Source organism: Nocardia cerradoensis NBRC 101014, from assembly GCF_000308535.1.
Lineage (GTDB): Bacteria > Actinomycetota > Actinomycetes > Mycobacteriales > Mycobacteriaceae > Nocardia > Nocardia cerradoensis.
The window spans coordinates 1-13,773 of the sequence record NZ_BAFW01000376.1; the positions used below are offsets into that span (position 1 = coordinate 1).

Consider the following 13,773-nt stretch of genomic DNA (forward strand, 5'->3'; position numbering starts at 1 on the left):
ATACAGCATGCGGACCAGGCTCGACAACGTCGTCACACTGCCGACCGAGGATCGAGCACTACCGCCGCCGCGGTGTTGCTGCAGGGCGACCGCCGGCGGCAGCCCCTCGATCGAATCGACATCGGGAACGCCGACCTGGTCGATGAGGCGGCGCGCGTACGGGGCCACCGACTCCAGATACCGGCGCTGGGATTCCGCGAACAACGTGCCGAAGGCCAGCGACGATTTCCCCGAGCCCGAGACGCCGGTGAATACGACCAGCGCATCGCGCGGGATATCGACATCGACGTCGGCGAGATTGTGCTCCCGCGCGCCGCGCACCTGGACGCGGTCGGGGACGGTGATCGACGGGTCCCCGTCGGGCGCCCGCTTCCGCGCGGAAGTACGTGTCATCACCTGGCCTCACGTCTACGGTGGTCGATCCGGTGCCGAAGGATGCTCTGATCTCATCGGTTACCCGGGACCGGTCGCTTCTATCGTGGGCAAACTGCTCGCGCGAAACCCAGCCGTGAATTTCCGGCACCTACGACGATGCCCTCACAGCAAACTGCTGTGAGGGCATCGTCGCGGAGACTGGCGGCGGTAAGCGCGTTATTTGCTCGGCGCCGGCTTGAAGGGGGCGTTGATGGTCGCGAAGTACTGGATCGCGGCGCCGATCGCGACCGGGGCGGTCACGAAGATCTGGCCGGCGAGCACGCCCAGGAAGCCGACAGCGGCGGCACCGGCGATGCAGCCGCCCAGCGGGCCGAGGCCGAACAGGGTGGCCAGGGCGCCGGTGGCGACGACACCGAGGGCAGCGCCCGCGATGCAGCCGATGGCCGCGCCGCCGATACCACCGGCCAGGGTGCCGATGGTGGCGCCGGTGGAGATGGTGTCCTTCAGGCGGTTGAACGCGGCGGTCTCACGGTCGTAGGGGGTCTTCCACGGAGCCGAGTCCTCGAAGGGGAGGGCGACCGGCTTGTAGACCGCGTGCTGCACGTCGTACTGCGGGGTCAGGGTGGCGGTGTTGCCGGAGATGTCGGCGGCGATCGGGAACTCGAAGTCGTCGACCCGGAAGTTCAGCGGGGTGCCGGCGAGCACGGTGCCGTTGGCGGCCTTGATCTTCAGCATGCCGTCTTCGTTGACGATCGAGCCGCCGTCGGTCTTGATCACGGCCTTGTCGTTGTCGACGACGCTGGCCTTGTAGTAGACGCTCTCGGGCGCCGCGGGGGCAGCGGGGTCGGCCGTGGCGGTACCGGCCGCGACGCCGACGGCGGCGACCAGCAGGGCGGCGGTCGCGGCGAATTTCCTCATCATCATTTTCTGCGGAACCTCGAGACGGAGTGGTTCAGGGACGAGGGAATCACAGACGAGGTCAGCTAACAGACAGTGAACTCACAGACTTCATTTATTCAGATCGCGTTCACCGCGCGTGGACCGCCGTGCGGAGGGCGGCTGAAACCCTCAGTGCGAGTGCCGGTTTCTCGCGAGACGCATCATGCAACGAAACACGCCCCACCTGCTATTTGTGGCTGTTATCACAAATTATTAGTGCTTGAAGGCGAATTCGGACCGCGAAATTTCGTGCCGGCAATCGGAAATCGTCGCCGGTGCTCCGTCCGCACGTCGCTCCCGCTGTGATCGCGATCGGACCGGGCAGCGCAAATCCAGGCGTTGCCGGACCGAGTTGCGGCCGGGTGGCCTGCGCTGCCTGGTGACTCGAGCGACAATGTGCCCATGGCCGTCCTCGACGAACCCACGACATGGCGTCGCTGACCCGCCCCGGCTCGCGGTCTCGTGAGCGCGACGAACGGCGCGACACGGTGGAGCGGCGGGTGCTCGCGGCCGTGGATCGGCTGCTGGATACGGGCGTCACCTACACCGAACTGCCGGTGGCCCGAATCGCCGCCGAGGCCGATATCGCCCGCTCCACCTTCTACCGCTACTTTCCCGACAAGAGCCAACTGCTGATCCGGATGGCCGACCTCGCGACCGACGATCAATTTCGCACGGCCGAACTGTGGTGGGCCGCGGATCACGTCGACGGAGAGGCCGGGGTGGTCACCGCGATGCGGCTGATGATCGCGGGAACCCGGGCACACCATCGCGTGCTGCGCGCCCTCACCGAGGTAGCGGGCTACGACCGCGACGTGGGCCGCTACTGGCAGGAGCGGGTGCAGCGCTTCACCGAACTCGTCCGCCTGCGGCTGGATCGCGAACGCGCGGCCGGCCGGATTCCCGCCGATTTGGAGGTCGAGGCCACCGCCATCGCCCTGACCTGCATGGTCGAGCGTGCCATCGACTTCACCTTCGGAGCCGGACATCCGGTGGACGACGAGCAGCTGGCCCGAGCGCTGGGACGCGCGATCTGGCAGACGGTCTACGCCTCGTGAGCGACCTCGCGGCGCATCTGGAGCCGTTGCTGGGCATGCCGGTGGTCGCCGAGCACACCGTCGGCCACGGACACGCCTGGACCCTGTATCGCGTGCGGCTCGCCGACGGCCGGGATGCCTTCGTGAAAAGCGCTGTGGGCGAACCGGGTTCGACGGCGGACCACGCCTTGGCTGCCGAGGCCGCGGGTCTGAGCTGGTTGCGCGAGGCCGACGCCGCCGATCTGATCCCACAGGTCCTGGGCGCCGACGACCGCACCCTGGTCTTGCCGTGGTTGACCTCGGTAGCGCCCAGCCGCGAGGCCGCGGAACGGTTCGGTGGAGCGCTTGCCGACCTGCACGCCCACACCGTCGACCGGTACGGCGCCCCATGGGCGGGTTGTATCGCCACCGTGCCGCAGAACAACGCGATGGTCGCGGGGGAGTGGGGGCCCTGGTATGCCCGGTATCGGCTGCAGCCGCTGGTGCCCGCCGCCGCATCGGTGCTGGGCCGCAACGGTATTCGGCTCATCGAGCGGGTGATCGACGAGATCGGCGCACTCGCCGGCCCGCCGGAACCACCGTGCCGCATTCACGGCGACCTGTGGTCGGGCAATGTGCTCTGGACCGAGTGTGGTGTGATGCTCATCGATCCGGCCGCCCACGGAGGTCATCGCGAGACGGACCTGGCCATGTTGCGGCTGTTCGGCGCTCCGCATCTCGGCCACATTCTGGGGGCGTATCGGGAGCGCTTGCCCCTCGCGCCCGGCGCGGAGCAGCGGGTCGCACTGCATCAGCTGTATCCGTTGCTGGTGCATGTCGTGCTGTTCGGTGGGGGATACCGAGAGCAGGCCATCGCTGCCGCAGAAGAAGCGTTGTCCGCAGTGTGAAAGCGTCTGGGCGACAGACTGTTTCCTGATCGGCGCCAATGTGGCCGGCCAGGGCGGGGTCGCCGTAGTATCGGCCGAATTTCGTGCGGATATGGCGTAGCGGCTGGTCAGTGGGTGCGGGAAGCGCCGGGTCCGATGAGGCTGGTCAGTTCGCGCATGGCTTGGGGTGAGGGTTTGAAGTAGCGGCGCAGGTTCTCCGCTTTGCGGTGCCGCGACTTGGCCATCAGCTCGAGCAGGCTCGCGCCGGATTCGCCGAGGTGGGTGAGGGCGGAGTGCCGGAGTTCGTGCAGGTCCCACCCGGTTCCGGGCCCGTCGGTCGCGGTGGCGGCGTCGAGCAGATCTCGGGCCTGGTCGTAGGACAGTCGTGCAAGTCCGGTGTCGGGGCACAGGTCGCGGTCGGTGAGGTACTTGCCTGGGCCGGGCCGCCTGTGCCCGACGAACACCGGCCCGTGGGTGCGGCCACGGATCAACCGCGGTAGGAGTCGCGCGGTGCCAGCATCCCAGTAGACCGTTTCGAGGACGTGTTCGTGGTGAGAGGCGCCGCGGCGGCGGGTCCGAGGCTTGGCCCCCTTGGACTTCACCCGGGCGCACCGGCCCGACAGGTCGAGGTCTTCGATGTTGAGTTGGAGCAGTTCCTCTGTGCGGGCGCAGGTTTCATACAGCATCCGCCAGAGTGTCTTCTCCCGGAGATGGATATCTCGGCGGGCGATGAGCCGATCGATCGCGGTCCGCGAGCGCACCGGTGTCCCGGAGTCCGGCGGGGTCGATCGCGCGGCCGACGCCGGGACTGCCGGTGCGTCCCAGCCTTGCTCGCGGCACCAGGACAGCCATTTCGCGACCGCGGCACGGCGCGCGTTCCAGGTATTGACCGCCGCTGTGCCCCAGAGGGATTCGAGGGCCGCGCCGATTTCGTCGTCGGTGACCGAGTCCAGGGCCCGGCTGGGGCCGGGTAGTCCCTGCGGATCGCGGCCGTCGAGCTGGTCGACAGTCTTGACGATCGCGATGCCGTAGGCGCGGCGGGTGTTGCCGGGTCCGATGGAGTCCAGGAACGCCTCGGCCGATTCGCGCAGAGTGCGGGGTGCGGCGGTGTGGATCCGGGTCGCGGTCGCCGCCATAGCGTCCACCTCTCCGCCATGCCCCGGATAATGGGGCCGGGTCGTGTCGTCGCCGCGACGGCGTCGCCGCAGGCCGGATCTGATGATACCCCGGATAACAGCCCGTTATCACGGGCTGTCGAGCGGCTTCGGCAATCGGTTGCGGGCGGGCAGGTTCCGGGATTACGGCTGGTGACCCAGGCGGACGGTCATGTCCGGGTGGCGCTGGCTCAGTGCCTTCAGTGCGTGCAGGCTTTCGCGGCTGCGTTCGCGTTCGGCCAGGAAGCTTCCCGGTTCGACGTCGTTTTCCCAGCCCCAGCGGGTGTGGGAGGTGTCTCCGGTCAGCAGGATCGGCCCGTCCGCGGTGCGGGCCAGATACGACAGGTGCCCCAGCGTGTGCCCTGGTGTCGAGATCGCGAAGAACGTGCCGTCGCCGAAGACATCGAGCACACCGTCGAAGGTGCCGTCGGGGTCCTTGGGGATCTGGAACTCCTGCAACGGTGGCCTGCCTTTCAGCAGCCGGTTGTTGGTGCCCTGGGCGACCAGGTTCGCGAACAGCGAGGCTTCGGCTTCGCGGGGCCCGACATAGATCGGCACGTCGGTCGGGATGTCGGGCAGACCGGAGACGTGGTCGAGGTGCAGGTGGGTCATGAACACCCCGGCCAGGGGCGCACCTTGGGACGCGATGACCTGCGCGGTACTCGGCTCCGGATTCATGTCCGTGACGCCGGCGAATTTCCGCAGCACCCAGCCGACGCCCACGCTGGCCGGGTCGTGGGCGAAACGTTCGGCCACTCCGGTGTCGACGAGGAAGAAGCCGTGCTGGGGGTGCCGCACGACGTGGGTGTAGATCTTGATCGGTTCTTTGCGCTGTTTGAGCCCCGCCGCGACGGCTTTGGGGTCCTTGATGTTCAGCAGTCCCGACAGGTTGGCTACCCAGTCGGTGCCGACCGTTTCCACCTCGACCGGGCCGGGCTGATCGGCCACGGCCTCCATCTGCGTCGCACTGACCGGGGTGCCCAGCTGCGCGGGCGTCGTGGGATGCGTTGTCGTCCAGAACGTCTTCATTGTGAACTTCCTTCCACCTGGCTTCACGAGAAGAGGGTGTCGAGCAGGTCCACGCCTTTCAGAGCGTAACCGCTGGTCGCAGCCTTGTCGGCGCCACCGCGTCAGCATCCTCCATGTAGTTATGACCTGAATCATTCAGGTCATATATATCATGACTTTAAGTATGTGGGCTAGGGTGGTGTGGTGACGATCTCGGAGACACAGGCAGCGGAGCAGTGGGAGTTGGCCAGATTGATTCATGAGGTGGACCTGCTGCACAACGCGCGCATGCGCGAGTGGGTGGCCCCGCTCGGGCTCACCGTCGCGCAAGCCTCGGCACTGCACGAGATGACCGGCCCGATGACCATGCGCGAGCTGGCCGGGCGGATGACCTGCGAGCCGTCCAACGCCACCATCATCATCGACAAGCTCGAGGCCATGGGGCTGATCCAGCGCGGCCCCCACCCCACCGACCGGCGCGCCAAACAGCTGACCCTCACCCCCGACGGCGCCGATCTGCGCACCAGGCTGCTGAAGCAACTGACCGAAGCCCCCCTCGTCACCGGCCTGACCCAGCAGGAACAAGGCGCACTCGAGCGCCTGCTGCGCAAAGCCCTCGACGACCGCTGAACCTCCGCGCCCCCGACCGCCGGCGCCGGCCGAACCGTGTCAGAACAGCGTGTCTCGCACCCGTAGTGGCCGATACCCGGTGGGCCCGAGCTGGGCGAGTTCGGCGTCGATGTCGGCCTCGATCGCGCCGAAGAAATTGATGTTCTCCGAGTGGGCCGGGCTGATGTGCGCCAGCACATCGTCCTCGATCCGGCGACCGGCTCTGCGCATCTGGTCCACGGCAAGTCCGTAATACTCTGTGGTCCAAGCGATCACGGCGTTGGTGGCCAGAGTCAGGCACCAGGCTTGCTCGGTCTGGTCGTCGAGCTGACGGGCACGGATCAGGCCCTCGTGCGCGTACAGCAGGCCCGGCGCAGCGCGTGCAGGGATTCGCCCTTGTTGAGCTGGCGGGAGATCTTGCGACGATAGTCGGGGTCCGACAGGTAGCGGGCGGCGTAGACGGTGCGCCGCACCGCGCCGTACTCCTTGAGCGCGGTGGCCAGAGTATTCTGCCGCCCGGACGCGGACAACTTGCCGACCAGCAGCGAGGCGGTGGCGTGCCCGAACTTCAGCGATCCGGCCAGCCGCAGCAGATCGTCCCAGTGCTCGGCGATCAGCTCGAGGGCGGCCCGCCGCGTCATCAATGGTCCGGCGTGCGGGAACCGGGCCTCGGTGTCGCGTCGAGGGCCGGGCCGGTACAGGGTGATCCGGCCCAGGTCCCGGATCCGGGGCGAGAGCTGCATACCGAGCAGGTCGAACAACCCGAAGTTGACCAGGGTCACGCCGTGCGTATCGGTGGCGTGCTCGGTGATCGGGAGATCGGTTGCGTTACCGAGGATCTCATCAAGGACGTAGTGTGCTTCGCGTTTCGTGGCGACGATGATCTTCGTGCCGTAGGTGGCGTGCTGATCGGTGACCTGGGTGTAGGTCGACAGCACCCGCCCGCCGTGGATGACCATCTCCCGCGCCGAGGTGGACTTACCGCGCACCGGGAACCGCTGCCCGTCCGAGGACGACAGCGTGCCTGCGCCGAACACCGTGGTCAGCGGCAACCTCTGGTGGTAGTCGATGATCGCCAGATTCGCCGCGCGCAGGTTCTCTTCCCGCACATACCATTCCGCGGTCCAGGCCAGAATGTCGTAGGAGATGCCGCAGGCCTCCGCCATCCGGGTCAGCCCGAGGTTGGTCGAATGGGCCAGCAGCACCGCGATGAGGTTGCGTTTGAGTTCCGGAGTGCGAGTCTGCTTTCCGGCCGCGTGGGTAAAGCAATCGACAGGCCCAACCGATCCGCCGGACCCCGCCCACGGCCCGGATCCACGAACGCCAGATCCGCCGGAGTCAGCGTGAAATACCGGAACAACTCCTCACGGCTGATCTCCGGAAACCCCCGCAGACGCTCCAACTCCTCGTCCGCGAACACCCGCGTCGCCACGAACCCCTACCTCCAGCACGCCGATCAACCCTCATCGGCAGCCAAGCCAAGCACCAACCACCCCACCCTGCACCCCGAACGCGAAAACCCCGCTCTACCAGGCCGCTACGCCATATCCGCCCGAAATTCGGCGGATACTACGGCGACCCCATGGCCGACGGATCGTGCAAGGTACATACCGATATGGACGTATGCGCACCTAAACATGTAAGGCCGCAGTGTCGTCTCGCGGTAAACGATCGGCTCACCGAGGGGCAACCACAGCCATGACGGAGTGGCTACGGTCGGGCAATGGAGTTGCGGAGGATTCACCACGCGGCGATCATCGCGTCGGACTATCAGCGATCGAAAACGTTCTATACCGAGGTGCTCGGCCTGCGGGTGGTAGCGGAGCACTATCGGGCCGAACGTCGTTCGTGGAAGCTGGATCTCGCACTGCCGGACGGCGCCGAATTGGAGCTCTTCTCGTTCCCGGATCCGCCGCCCCGGCCGTCGCGCCCCGAGGCGTGCGGGTTGCGTCATCTCGCCTTCGCCGTCGAAGACGTCGCCGCGGGCCTGGCGGAGCTGCGGGGGAGGGGAGTGGTCGTCGAGGAGGTCCGCATCGACGAATTCACCGGTCGCCGTTTCGGTTTCTTCTTCGACCCGGACGACTTGCCGCTGGAGTTGTACGAGGCCTGAACCCGTTCCGGCCGTCCTCACGGACGGGGCGCCGGCGTTCGGGACCTTGGCGGGCCTTGCGGCGGCAGAATAAAAACAATGTGTGATGGAGATATGCGCATCTAACTATGTGACGCCCTCCCGCCGCGCCGCGGACTTCCGGCTCGAACAGCTGAAACCAAAAGAAGCACACGACGAAGAAGGGCTCTTCGTACGTCCGGAATGAGGGGTTGTCCGCTCGGTGAGGGCGGCTGCCATACGATGACCGGATGACCACAGTGTTGCTCAACACATCAGCCGGGGACATCACCCTCGAATTGGACGAGACGAAGGCGCCGCAGACGGTCGCGAACTTCGTGGACTACGTCAAGTCCGGCCATTACGACGGGACGATCTTCCACCGTGTGATTCCGGGTTTCATGGTGCAAGGCGGCGGTCTGACCGCCGATATGCAGCAGAAGCCGGCGCCCAACCGGGTGCAGAACGAGGCCAAGAACGGGCTGCGCAACGACAAGTACACCGTCGCGATGGCGCGTACGGCGGATCCGCATTCGGCCAGTGCCCAGTTCTTCATCAACACGGCCAACAACGACTTCCTGAACTACCCGGGTCAGGACGGCTGGGGTTACGCGGTCTTCGGGCGGGTCGTCGACGGTAACGCCGTCGTGGATTCGATCGAGGGTGTCCGCACGGGCTCCAAGGCCGGCCACCAGGATGTGCCGGTCGAGCCGATCACGATCGTCTCGGCTCAGCTGGCCTGACCGGCAGGGCGCGCGCCCCGCATACCCGCCGATTCAGCACCGCAGTGGTAGCGGTGCCGATGACGGGTGGTGCGGGGCGCCGCCATATGTGGGGAGGTCTCAGACCAGGCGGTGTCCGCCTTCGACGTGAAGGACTTCACCGGTGAGGAAGTCGTTGTCGAGGATGGCGTGGAAGGCGGCCGCGATATCGGCGGGGCGGCCGATGCGGCCGGCGGGCAGTCGGGCGGCCATCGCGGTGAGGCGGGCGTGTTTGTCGGGGCCGGCGAAGTCGTCCCAGATCGGGGTGTCGACCCAGCCGGGCGAGACGGCGTTGACTCGGATCGGCGCCATTTCCAGGGCCAGCGCTCGGACCAGGCCCTCGAGAGCGGCGTTGGCGGTGGCGACGACCGATCCGCCGGGAGCGGGGCGGTAGGCCGCGATGCCGGAGGTGACGGTGAGGGAGTTGGTCACCCGGCCTGCAGCGTATTTGGCGACCAGCCACGGCCCGAGCACCTTGATGTCGAGGACCGTGCGCGCGTCACCTGCGGGCAGTTCGGTGAGCGGTCCGTAGCCGTGGCGCATGTCGGCGGCGGTGACGACGACGTGATCGATGGCGCCGATGGTGTCGAAAAGTGCTGCGATGGAGGCTTCTTCGGCGATGTCGACGCGCTGTGAGCTGATCTGATCGGGGTACCCGAGCTGTGCTGCCGCGGCGCTGAGGCGGTCGGTGTCGCGGGCGGCGATGGTGACTCGATGGCCGGCGGGCAGAAGTCGTCGGGCCAGGGCGAGGCCCATGCCGGAGCTGCCGCCGATGATGAGGGTGTGGGTGGTGTCGGTCATGGGTCCACGGTGCGGCGCGGCGAGGGTGGCGGGGAGACCGGCTGTGGCCTGGTCCTGGCGCGGCTACCCCGGCGTGGCTGGGAAGCGGGCACACTGGATGAGTGAATGATCGTCGTGCCCTGGGAGATTTCCTGCGTGCGCGCCGCGCGCGGGTGCAGCCGTCGCAGGTGGGTCTGCCGCCGGGGACGCGGCGGCGGCAGACGGCGGGGCTGCGCCGCGAGGAGGTGGCGGCGCTGGCGGGTCTGAGCGTGGACTATTACATCCGGCTCGAACAAGGCCGCGACCGCAATCCGAGTCCGGAAGTGTTGGCGGCGCTGGCCTCGGCGTTGCTGCTGAATTCCGACGAAGCGGCGCATCTGCACCGGGTGGCGCGGTTGGCGGGAACGCGGTCGGCCGCGGTGGCGGCGCCGGTGGAGACGGCGGGGCGGGGGATGGTGTTGCTGCTCGAATCGGTGCGGCCCACACCGGCTTTCGTGCTCGATCAGGTGAGCAATCTGCTGGCGGCCAATCCGGAGGGGTTGCGGCTGCTGTGGGGGATCGAGGAGTGGGAGCCGGTGCGGCGCAATCTGATCCGGTATGTGTTCACGCATCCGGCGGCGCGGACGGTGTTCGAGGATTGGACGGGGATGGCGCGCGATTGTGTGGCGCATCTGCGGGTGGTGCAGGGGGCGGGGTCGCATCCGGTGGAACTGGCGGCGCTGACGGATGAATTGTGCGCGGCGACCGCGGATTTCGAGGCGCTGTGGGCGCATTACGATGTGCGGGCCAAGCGCGGTACGCGGCGGATGTTCCGGCATCCGGCGGTGGGCCGTATGGAGTTGACGTCGGAGATTCTGACCGCGGCGGACGGGCAGCGTTTCGTCGCGTTCCAGGCCGAGCCGGGCAGCCCGGACCGCGACGCGGTGACGCTGTTAGGGCTGGTGGGTGATGACGTACCAGAGCGCGGCGAGGGTGCCGAGCACGAACAGTGGTGAGATCACCCAGGTTTCGACCTTGTTGCCGGTGCGGTCGATGATCGGGATCCGGGTGCGGATGTCCAGTGGCCAGAACAGCCGGCAGCCGCGGTCGGTGAGGCAGTCGCCGATCAGGTGGGCGAGGGCGCCGAGGCCGACGGAGAACGGCAGCCACGCGGGTTTGTCGGAGATCCACTGGTCCATGGCAAAGGTGCCGGCGACGGCGAGTACGGCGATGGTGGCGTAGGAGCGCAGTCCTTCGCCGGGTGGGCAGAGGTTCAGGGCGCGCACGGCGAGGGCGAGCAGGAAGAAGACCAGGCCGAGGGTGAACCAGCGGCCGATCCAGTGTTCGCCGGCCCAGGTGCCGTAGGCGATGGCCGCGACGAAGGCCAGCGAGTGGGTGGCGTGGCGGTGGCCGCCGGAGACGGTGGAGATGATCTTGCAGGCGGTGTGCGTGATCGGTCCGAGCGCATGCGAGATGGTGCCGCTGGGGTGGTCGGCGTCGGGCAGCAGGGCGGCGCCGGCGGTGAGAAACGTTCCCATGAGCAGGTCGACGGTGCCGAGATGGCCGATCTGCGCGGCGGGGAAGGTGAGAATCGAAAGTGGTAGCGCGGCAGCGGCTCCCGCCCACGCGAGCGCACCACTGGTCGCATGTGAATGTCCTAGCACCGCCTCGAGATTAGACGATCTTGGTCGGGTGACCGCAGCCGGTCAGGAGTGGGGGTGCGGGTCGAGGATGCGGTCGAGGGCGTTGAGGTCGGATTCGAGTAGGTAGAAGGTGCGCAGGGTGATGAGGAAGGCGAAAAGTCCTCCGACACAGAGGCCGACGATGGGGCCGATGACGGTCTGTTGCTGGTCGGGGGTGAGGAAGACCAGTCCGGCGGGGACGCCGATGAGCGGGACGCAGGCGGCGACACCGAGGTAGATGCGGCTGCGGTGCACCATGCGCCGGAGCATGGCGGCGTCGGCGGGGGTGGTGGCGCCGGCGGCGACCAGACCGGGGTAGTACCAGCGCAGGACGAAGTAGGTGACGGGGAAGTAGGTGTAGACGACGGCGACGCAGGCGGCGACGAGGTTGCAGGCGATGAGGCTGGTGGTGATGCCGGCGGAGACGTCGCCGAGGGTGTGCAGTTTGACGAGGAAGACCCCCAGTGCGGCAAGCCATCCCGCGAAGGTGGCCACGGCGATGCGGTCGCCGCAGGCGAGGGTGTCGGCGCGGGCGCGGGCGAGGGTGTCGGCGTCGAATTGTCTGCCGCGGCGTAATCCGTTGGGTATCACGAACACCGAGCGGCACCAGTACATGAGGGCGGCGATGGCGATCGGGTAGGCGATGGCGATCATGACGATGCCGAGGCGCACCATCTGGTGGGCGGCGTCGGGGCCGAGGGCGTCGCGGATGAGTCGCAGGTTGTGGGAGCCGAGGTAGAGCCCGGCGAGCAGGTGGCCGAGCAGGCTGGAGAGGGTGACCACGGGCATGGGGCGCATGCGCAGGCGGGCGCGCAGGCTGTGGGTGGGTGGGTCGACGAGGTCGCGGGCGGCGCGGTCCTGGCTGAGGTCGAGTTGCTGGGCGAGGTCGGCGCCGGTGGCGTAGCGGTCGGCGGGGTCGGGTGACAGGCAGGTGAGCAGGGCGTGGCGCAGCAGGGCGGGGGTGTCGGGCGGGAGGTCGGCTTCGAAGCGGGCGGCGATGGGTGTGCGGCGCCGGTCGATCATGGCTTGCAGGGATTCTTCGGTTTCGCCGGCGTCGTGGCCGTCGTCGAAGGGGAGGCGGCCGGTGAGCAGTTCCCACAGCACGACGGCGAGGGCGTAGAGGTCGGTGCGGGTATCCAGATCCGCGGCGGTCGTGTCCAATTCGGGGTGGCAGGCCTCGAGTTGTTCGGGGGCCATGTAGGGCAGGGAGCCGCCGAAGTAGGCGACGGGGTTGGCGCCGGGCAGGTGGCGGCTGAAGCTGATGTTGAAGTCGGCGAGTTTGGGCTGGCCGTCGGCGGTGAGCAGCACATTGGCGGGTTTGAGGTCGCGGTGCAGGATGCCGCGGCGGTTGGCGTAGTCGAGGGCGGCGGCGAGGCGGCTGCCGAGCCAGGCGACGGTTTCGGGCCAGCTGAGCCGGGCGAGTTCGGTGCGGGTGGGCGAGGGCTGGGGTTCGAGGACGCCGCCGGTCGTGGTGGCGGCGTCGATGGCTTCGAGCAGAAGTTTGCCGTCGCGCTGGGCGGGTGGGGTGCGGCGCAGCATGCGCAGGACGCCGAGCAGGGTGCCGCCGGGCACGTACTGCATGTACATGAGTTTGAGGCGCTGGTCGGTGATCTGGCGCTGGTCGAAGACGCGCACGATGTGGTCGTGGTCGAGTTGGGCCAGGGTTTGTGGTTCGCTGCCGCGGTCGTGGGAGATCTTGACGGCGACGAGGCGTCCCATGGAGCGTTGGCGGGCGAGGAACACGCGGGCGAACGCGCCTTGGCCGAGGGGCAGCAGCAGGTCGAAGTCGTCGACGGTGGCGCCGGGGTTGATGGTGTCGAGTGCGTCGAGGGCGGTGGGGTCGGCGAGCATGGTGGTGCGCAGCCCGGGTGCCGAGGGGGGTAGGTCCTCGAATCCTTCGGTGATGCGGGCCATCTGGATCGGGTAGTCCTGTTCGTATTCGCCGAGGTCGACGGCGTGGTGGTCGCGGCGGCTGCGGGCGTTGATCTCTTCGTAGACGAGGTCGGGTGGCAGGGGTGCGGCGGCGAGTTCGGGGAATTGTGCGCGGTAGTCGGCCAGGCGCGGTGCGTCGGTGTCGCGTTGCCAGCGTTCGTGCAGGTCGACCTTGATGAGTTCGATGAGCGCGGAGCGGCGCAGCGCGGGTTCGGCGGGCAGGTGGGCCGACAGATCGGGCGGTTCGCCGGATGTTTGCCATTGCTGGGCGAAGCGGGCGACGAGCGACGTCAGCGCCGTCTGCGTGGCGGTGGCGCGGTCGGCACCGGGGTCGGGTGCGGTCGCGCCGAGGTTGTCGGTCATCCCTCGCTCGCTTCGAAATCGGTGGTACCCGGGCCCGGACCCGAGAATAGGTGAATCCTCCCATGAATTCCGGGGAACGTGCCGACGCCGTTACGTTATACGGGATTTCGTGCGTACCGTGCGGTGGTGGGAAGCCGGTCGCCGGCGGCGGCGGAATCTCGCGAGCGTCGGGCGGGTGGGT

The 13,773-nt window shown here is 67.9% G+C and carries 14 protein-coding genes and 1 pseudogene; 6 read left to right on the plus strand and 9 right to left on the minus strand.

The features are described from left to right. The coding region (locus tag ON23_RS32345; RefSeq protein ID WP_039783098.1) for a hypothetical protein at positions 1 to 393 on the minus strand (393 nt) is incomplete at its 3' end. Between the two features lie 198 nt (positions 394 to 591). Then, positions 592 to 1,299, minus strand: coding sequence for a DUF8020 domain-containing protein (locus ON23_RS32350; RefSeq protein ID WP_039783099.1), 708 nt, complete (start codon positions 1,297 to 1,299; stop codon positions 592 to 594). A gap of 443 nt (positions 1,300 to 1,742) precedes the next feature. On the opposite strand from ON23_RS32350, the gene ON23_RS32355 reads away from it, so the two are divergent. After that, a complete protein-coding gene (locus ON23_RS32355; protein ID WP_039783100.1) occupies positions 1,743 to 2,372 on the plus strand; it encodes a TetR/AcrR family transcriptional regulator in 630 nt (209 codons plus the stop codon). Beyond that, a complete protein-coding gene (locus tag ON23_RS32360; RefSeq protein WP_039783101.1) occupies positions 2,369 to 3,238 on the plus strand; it encodes a fructosamine kinase family protein in 870 nt (289 codons plus the stop codon). Before ON23_RS32355 ends, ON23_RS32360 begins: the two co-directional genes overlap by 4 nt. A 107-nt stretch (positions 3,239 to 3,345) precedes the next feature. Here ON23_RS32360 and ON23_RS32365 read toward each other — a convergent pair whose 3' ends face one another. Continuing rightward, on the minus strand, positions 3,346 to 4,353 hold the full coding sequence (locus ON23_RS32365; protein WP_051043656.1) for a tyrosine-type recombinase/integrase: 1,008 nt from the start codon (positions 4,351 to 4,353) through the stop codon (positions 3,346 to 3,348). A gap of 162 nt (positions 4,354 to 4,515) precedes the next feature. Then, positions 4,516 to 5,400, minus strand: coding sequence for an MBL fold metallo-hydrolase (locus ON23_RS32370; protein WP_039783102.1), 885 nt, complete (start codon positions 5,398 to 5,400; stop codon positions 4,516 to 4,518). Between the two features lie 183 nt (positions 5,401 to 5,583). Between ON23_RS32370 and ON23_RS32375 the strand changes: the two genes are divergently transcribed. Further along, positions 5,584 to 6,009 (plus strand): MarR family winged helix-turn-helix transcriptional regulator, encoded by a 426-nt coding sequence (locus ON23_RS32375; RefSeq protein WP_218001139.1) that lies wholly within the window; start codon positions 5,584 to 5,586, stop codon positions 6,007 to 6,009. Positions 6,010 to 6,048: 39 nt separating this feature from the next. Here ON23_RS32375 and ON23_RS32380 read toward each other — a convergent pair. Both ON23_RS32380 and ON23_RS39915 read right to left on the minus strand, forming a co-directional pair. Beyond that, a pseudogene (locus ON23_RS32380) lies at positions 6,049 to 7,268 on the minus strand (Tn3 family transposase); the annotation flags it as partial. Continuing rightward, a complete protein-coding gene (locus tag ON23_RS39915) occupies positions 7,160 to 7,420 on the minus strand; it encodes a DUF4158 domain-containing protein (RefSeq protein ID WP_086007025.1) in 261 nt (86 codons plus the stop codon). The pseudogene ON23_RS32380 and the gene ON23_RS39915, both read right to left, overlap by 109 nt. A gap of 291 nt (positions 7,421 to 7,711) precedes the next feature. Between ON23_RS39915 and gloA2 the strand changes: the two genes are divergently transcribed. Then, positions 7,712 to 8,098 carry an SMU1112c/YaeR family gloxylase I-like metalloprotein gene (gloA2, locus tag ON23_RS32385; RefSeq protein ID WP_039783111.1) on the plus strand — a complete coding sequence of 129 codons (387 nt, stop codon included), beginning with the start codon at positions 7,712 to 7,714 and terminating at the stop codon, positions 8,096 to 8,098. A 248-nt stretch (positions 8,099 to 8,346) separates the two neighbouring features. Further along, positions 8,347 to 8,838 (plus strand): peptidylprolyl isomerase, encoded by a 492-nt coding sequence (locus tag ON23_RS32390; RefSeq protein ID WP_039783114.1) that lies wholly within the window; start codon positions 8,347 to 8,349, stop codon positions 8,836 to 8,838. A 99-nt stretch (positions 8,839 to 8,937) separates the two neighbouring features. Here the strand turns inward: ON23_RS32390 and ON23_RS32395 are convergent, their stop codons facing one another. Further along, a complete protein-coding gene (locus tag ON23_RS32395; protein ID WP_039783116.1) occupies positions 8,938 to 9,657 on the minus strand; it encodes an SDR family oxidoreductase in 720 nt (239 codons plus the stop codon). A gap of 101 nt (positions 9,658 to 9,758) precedes the next feature. Here ON23_RS32395 and ON23_RS32400 point away from each other — a divergent pair, with 101 nt between their 5' ends. Continuing rightward, on the plus strand, positions 9,759 to 10,631 hold the full coding sequence (locus ON23_RS32400; RefSeq protein WP_039783119.1) for a helix-turn-helix domain-containing protein: 873 nt from the start codon (positions 9,759 to 9,761) through the stop codon (positions 10,629 to 10,631). On the opposite strand, the gene ON23_RS32405 is transcribed toward ON23_RS32400, so the two are convergent. Further along, a complete protein-coding gene (locus ON23_RS32405; RefSeq protein ID WP_039783120.1) occupies positions 10,569 to 11,279 on the minus strand; it encodes a metal-dependent hydrolase in 711 nt (236 codons plus the stop codon). The genes ON23_RS32400 and ON23_RS32405 overlap by 63 nt on opposite strands. Before the next feature lie 42 nt (positions 11,280 to 11,321). Next, on the minus strand, positions 11,322 to 13,592 hold the full coding sequence (locus ON23_RS32410) for a serine/threonine-protein kinase (RefSeq protein ID WP_039783121.1): 2,271 nt from the start codon (positions 13,590 to 13,592) through the stop codon (positions 11,322 to 11,324). Positions 13,593 to 13,773: the final 181 nt, after the last annotated feature.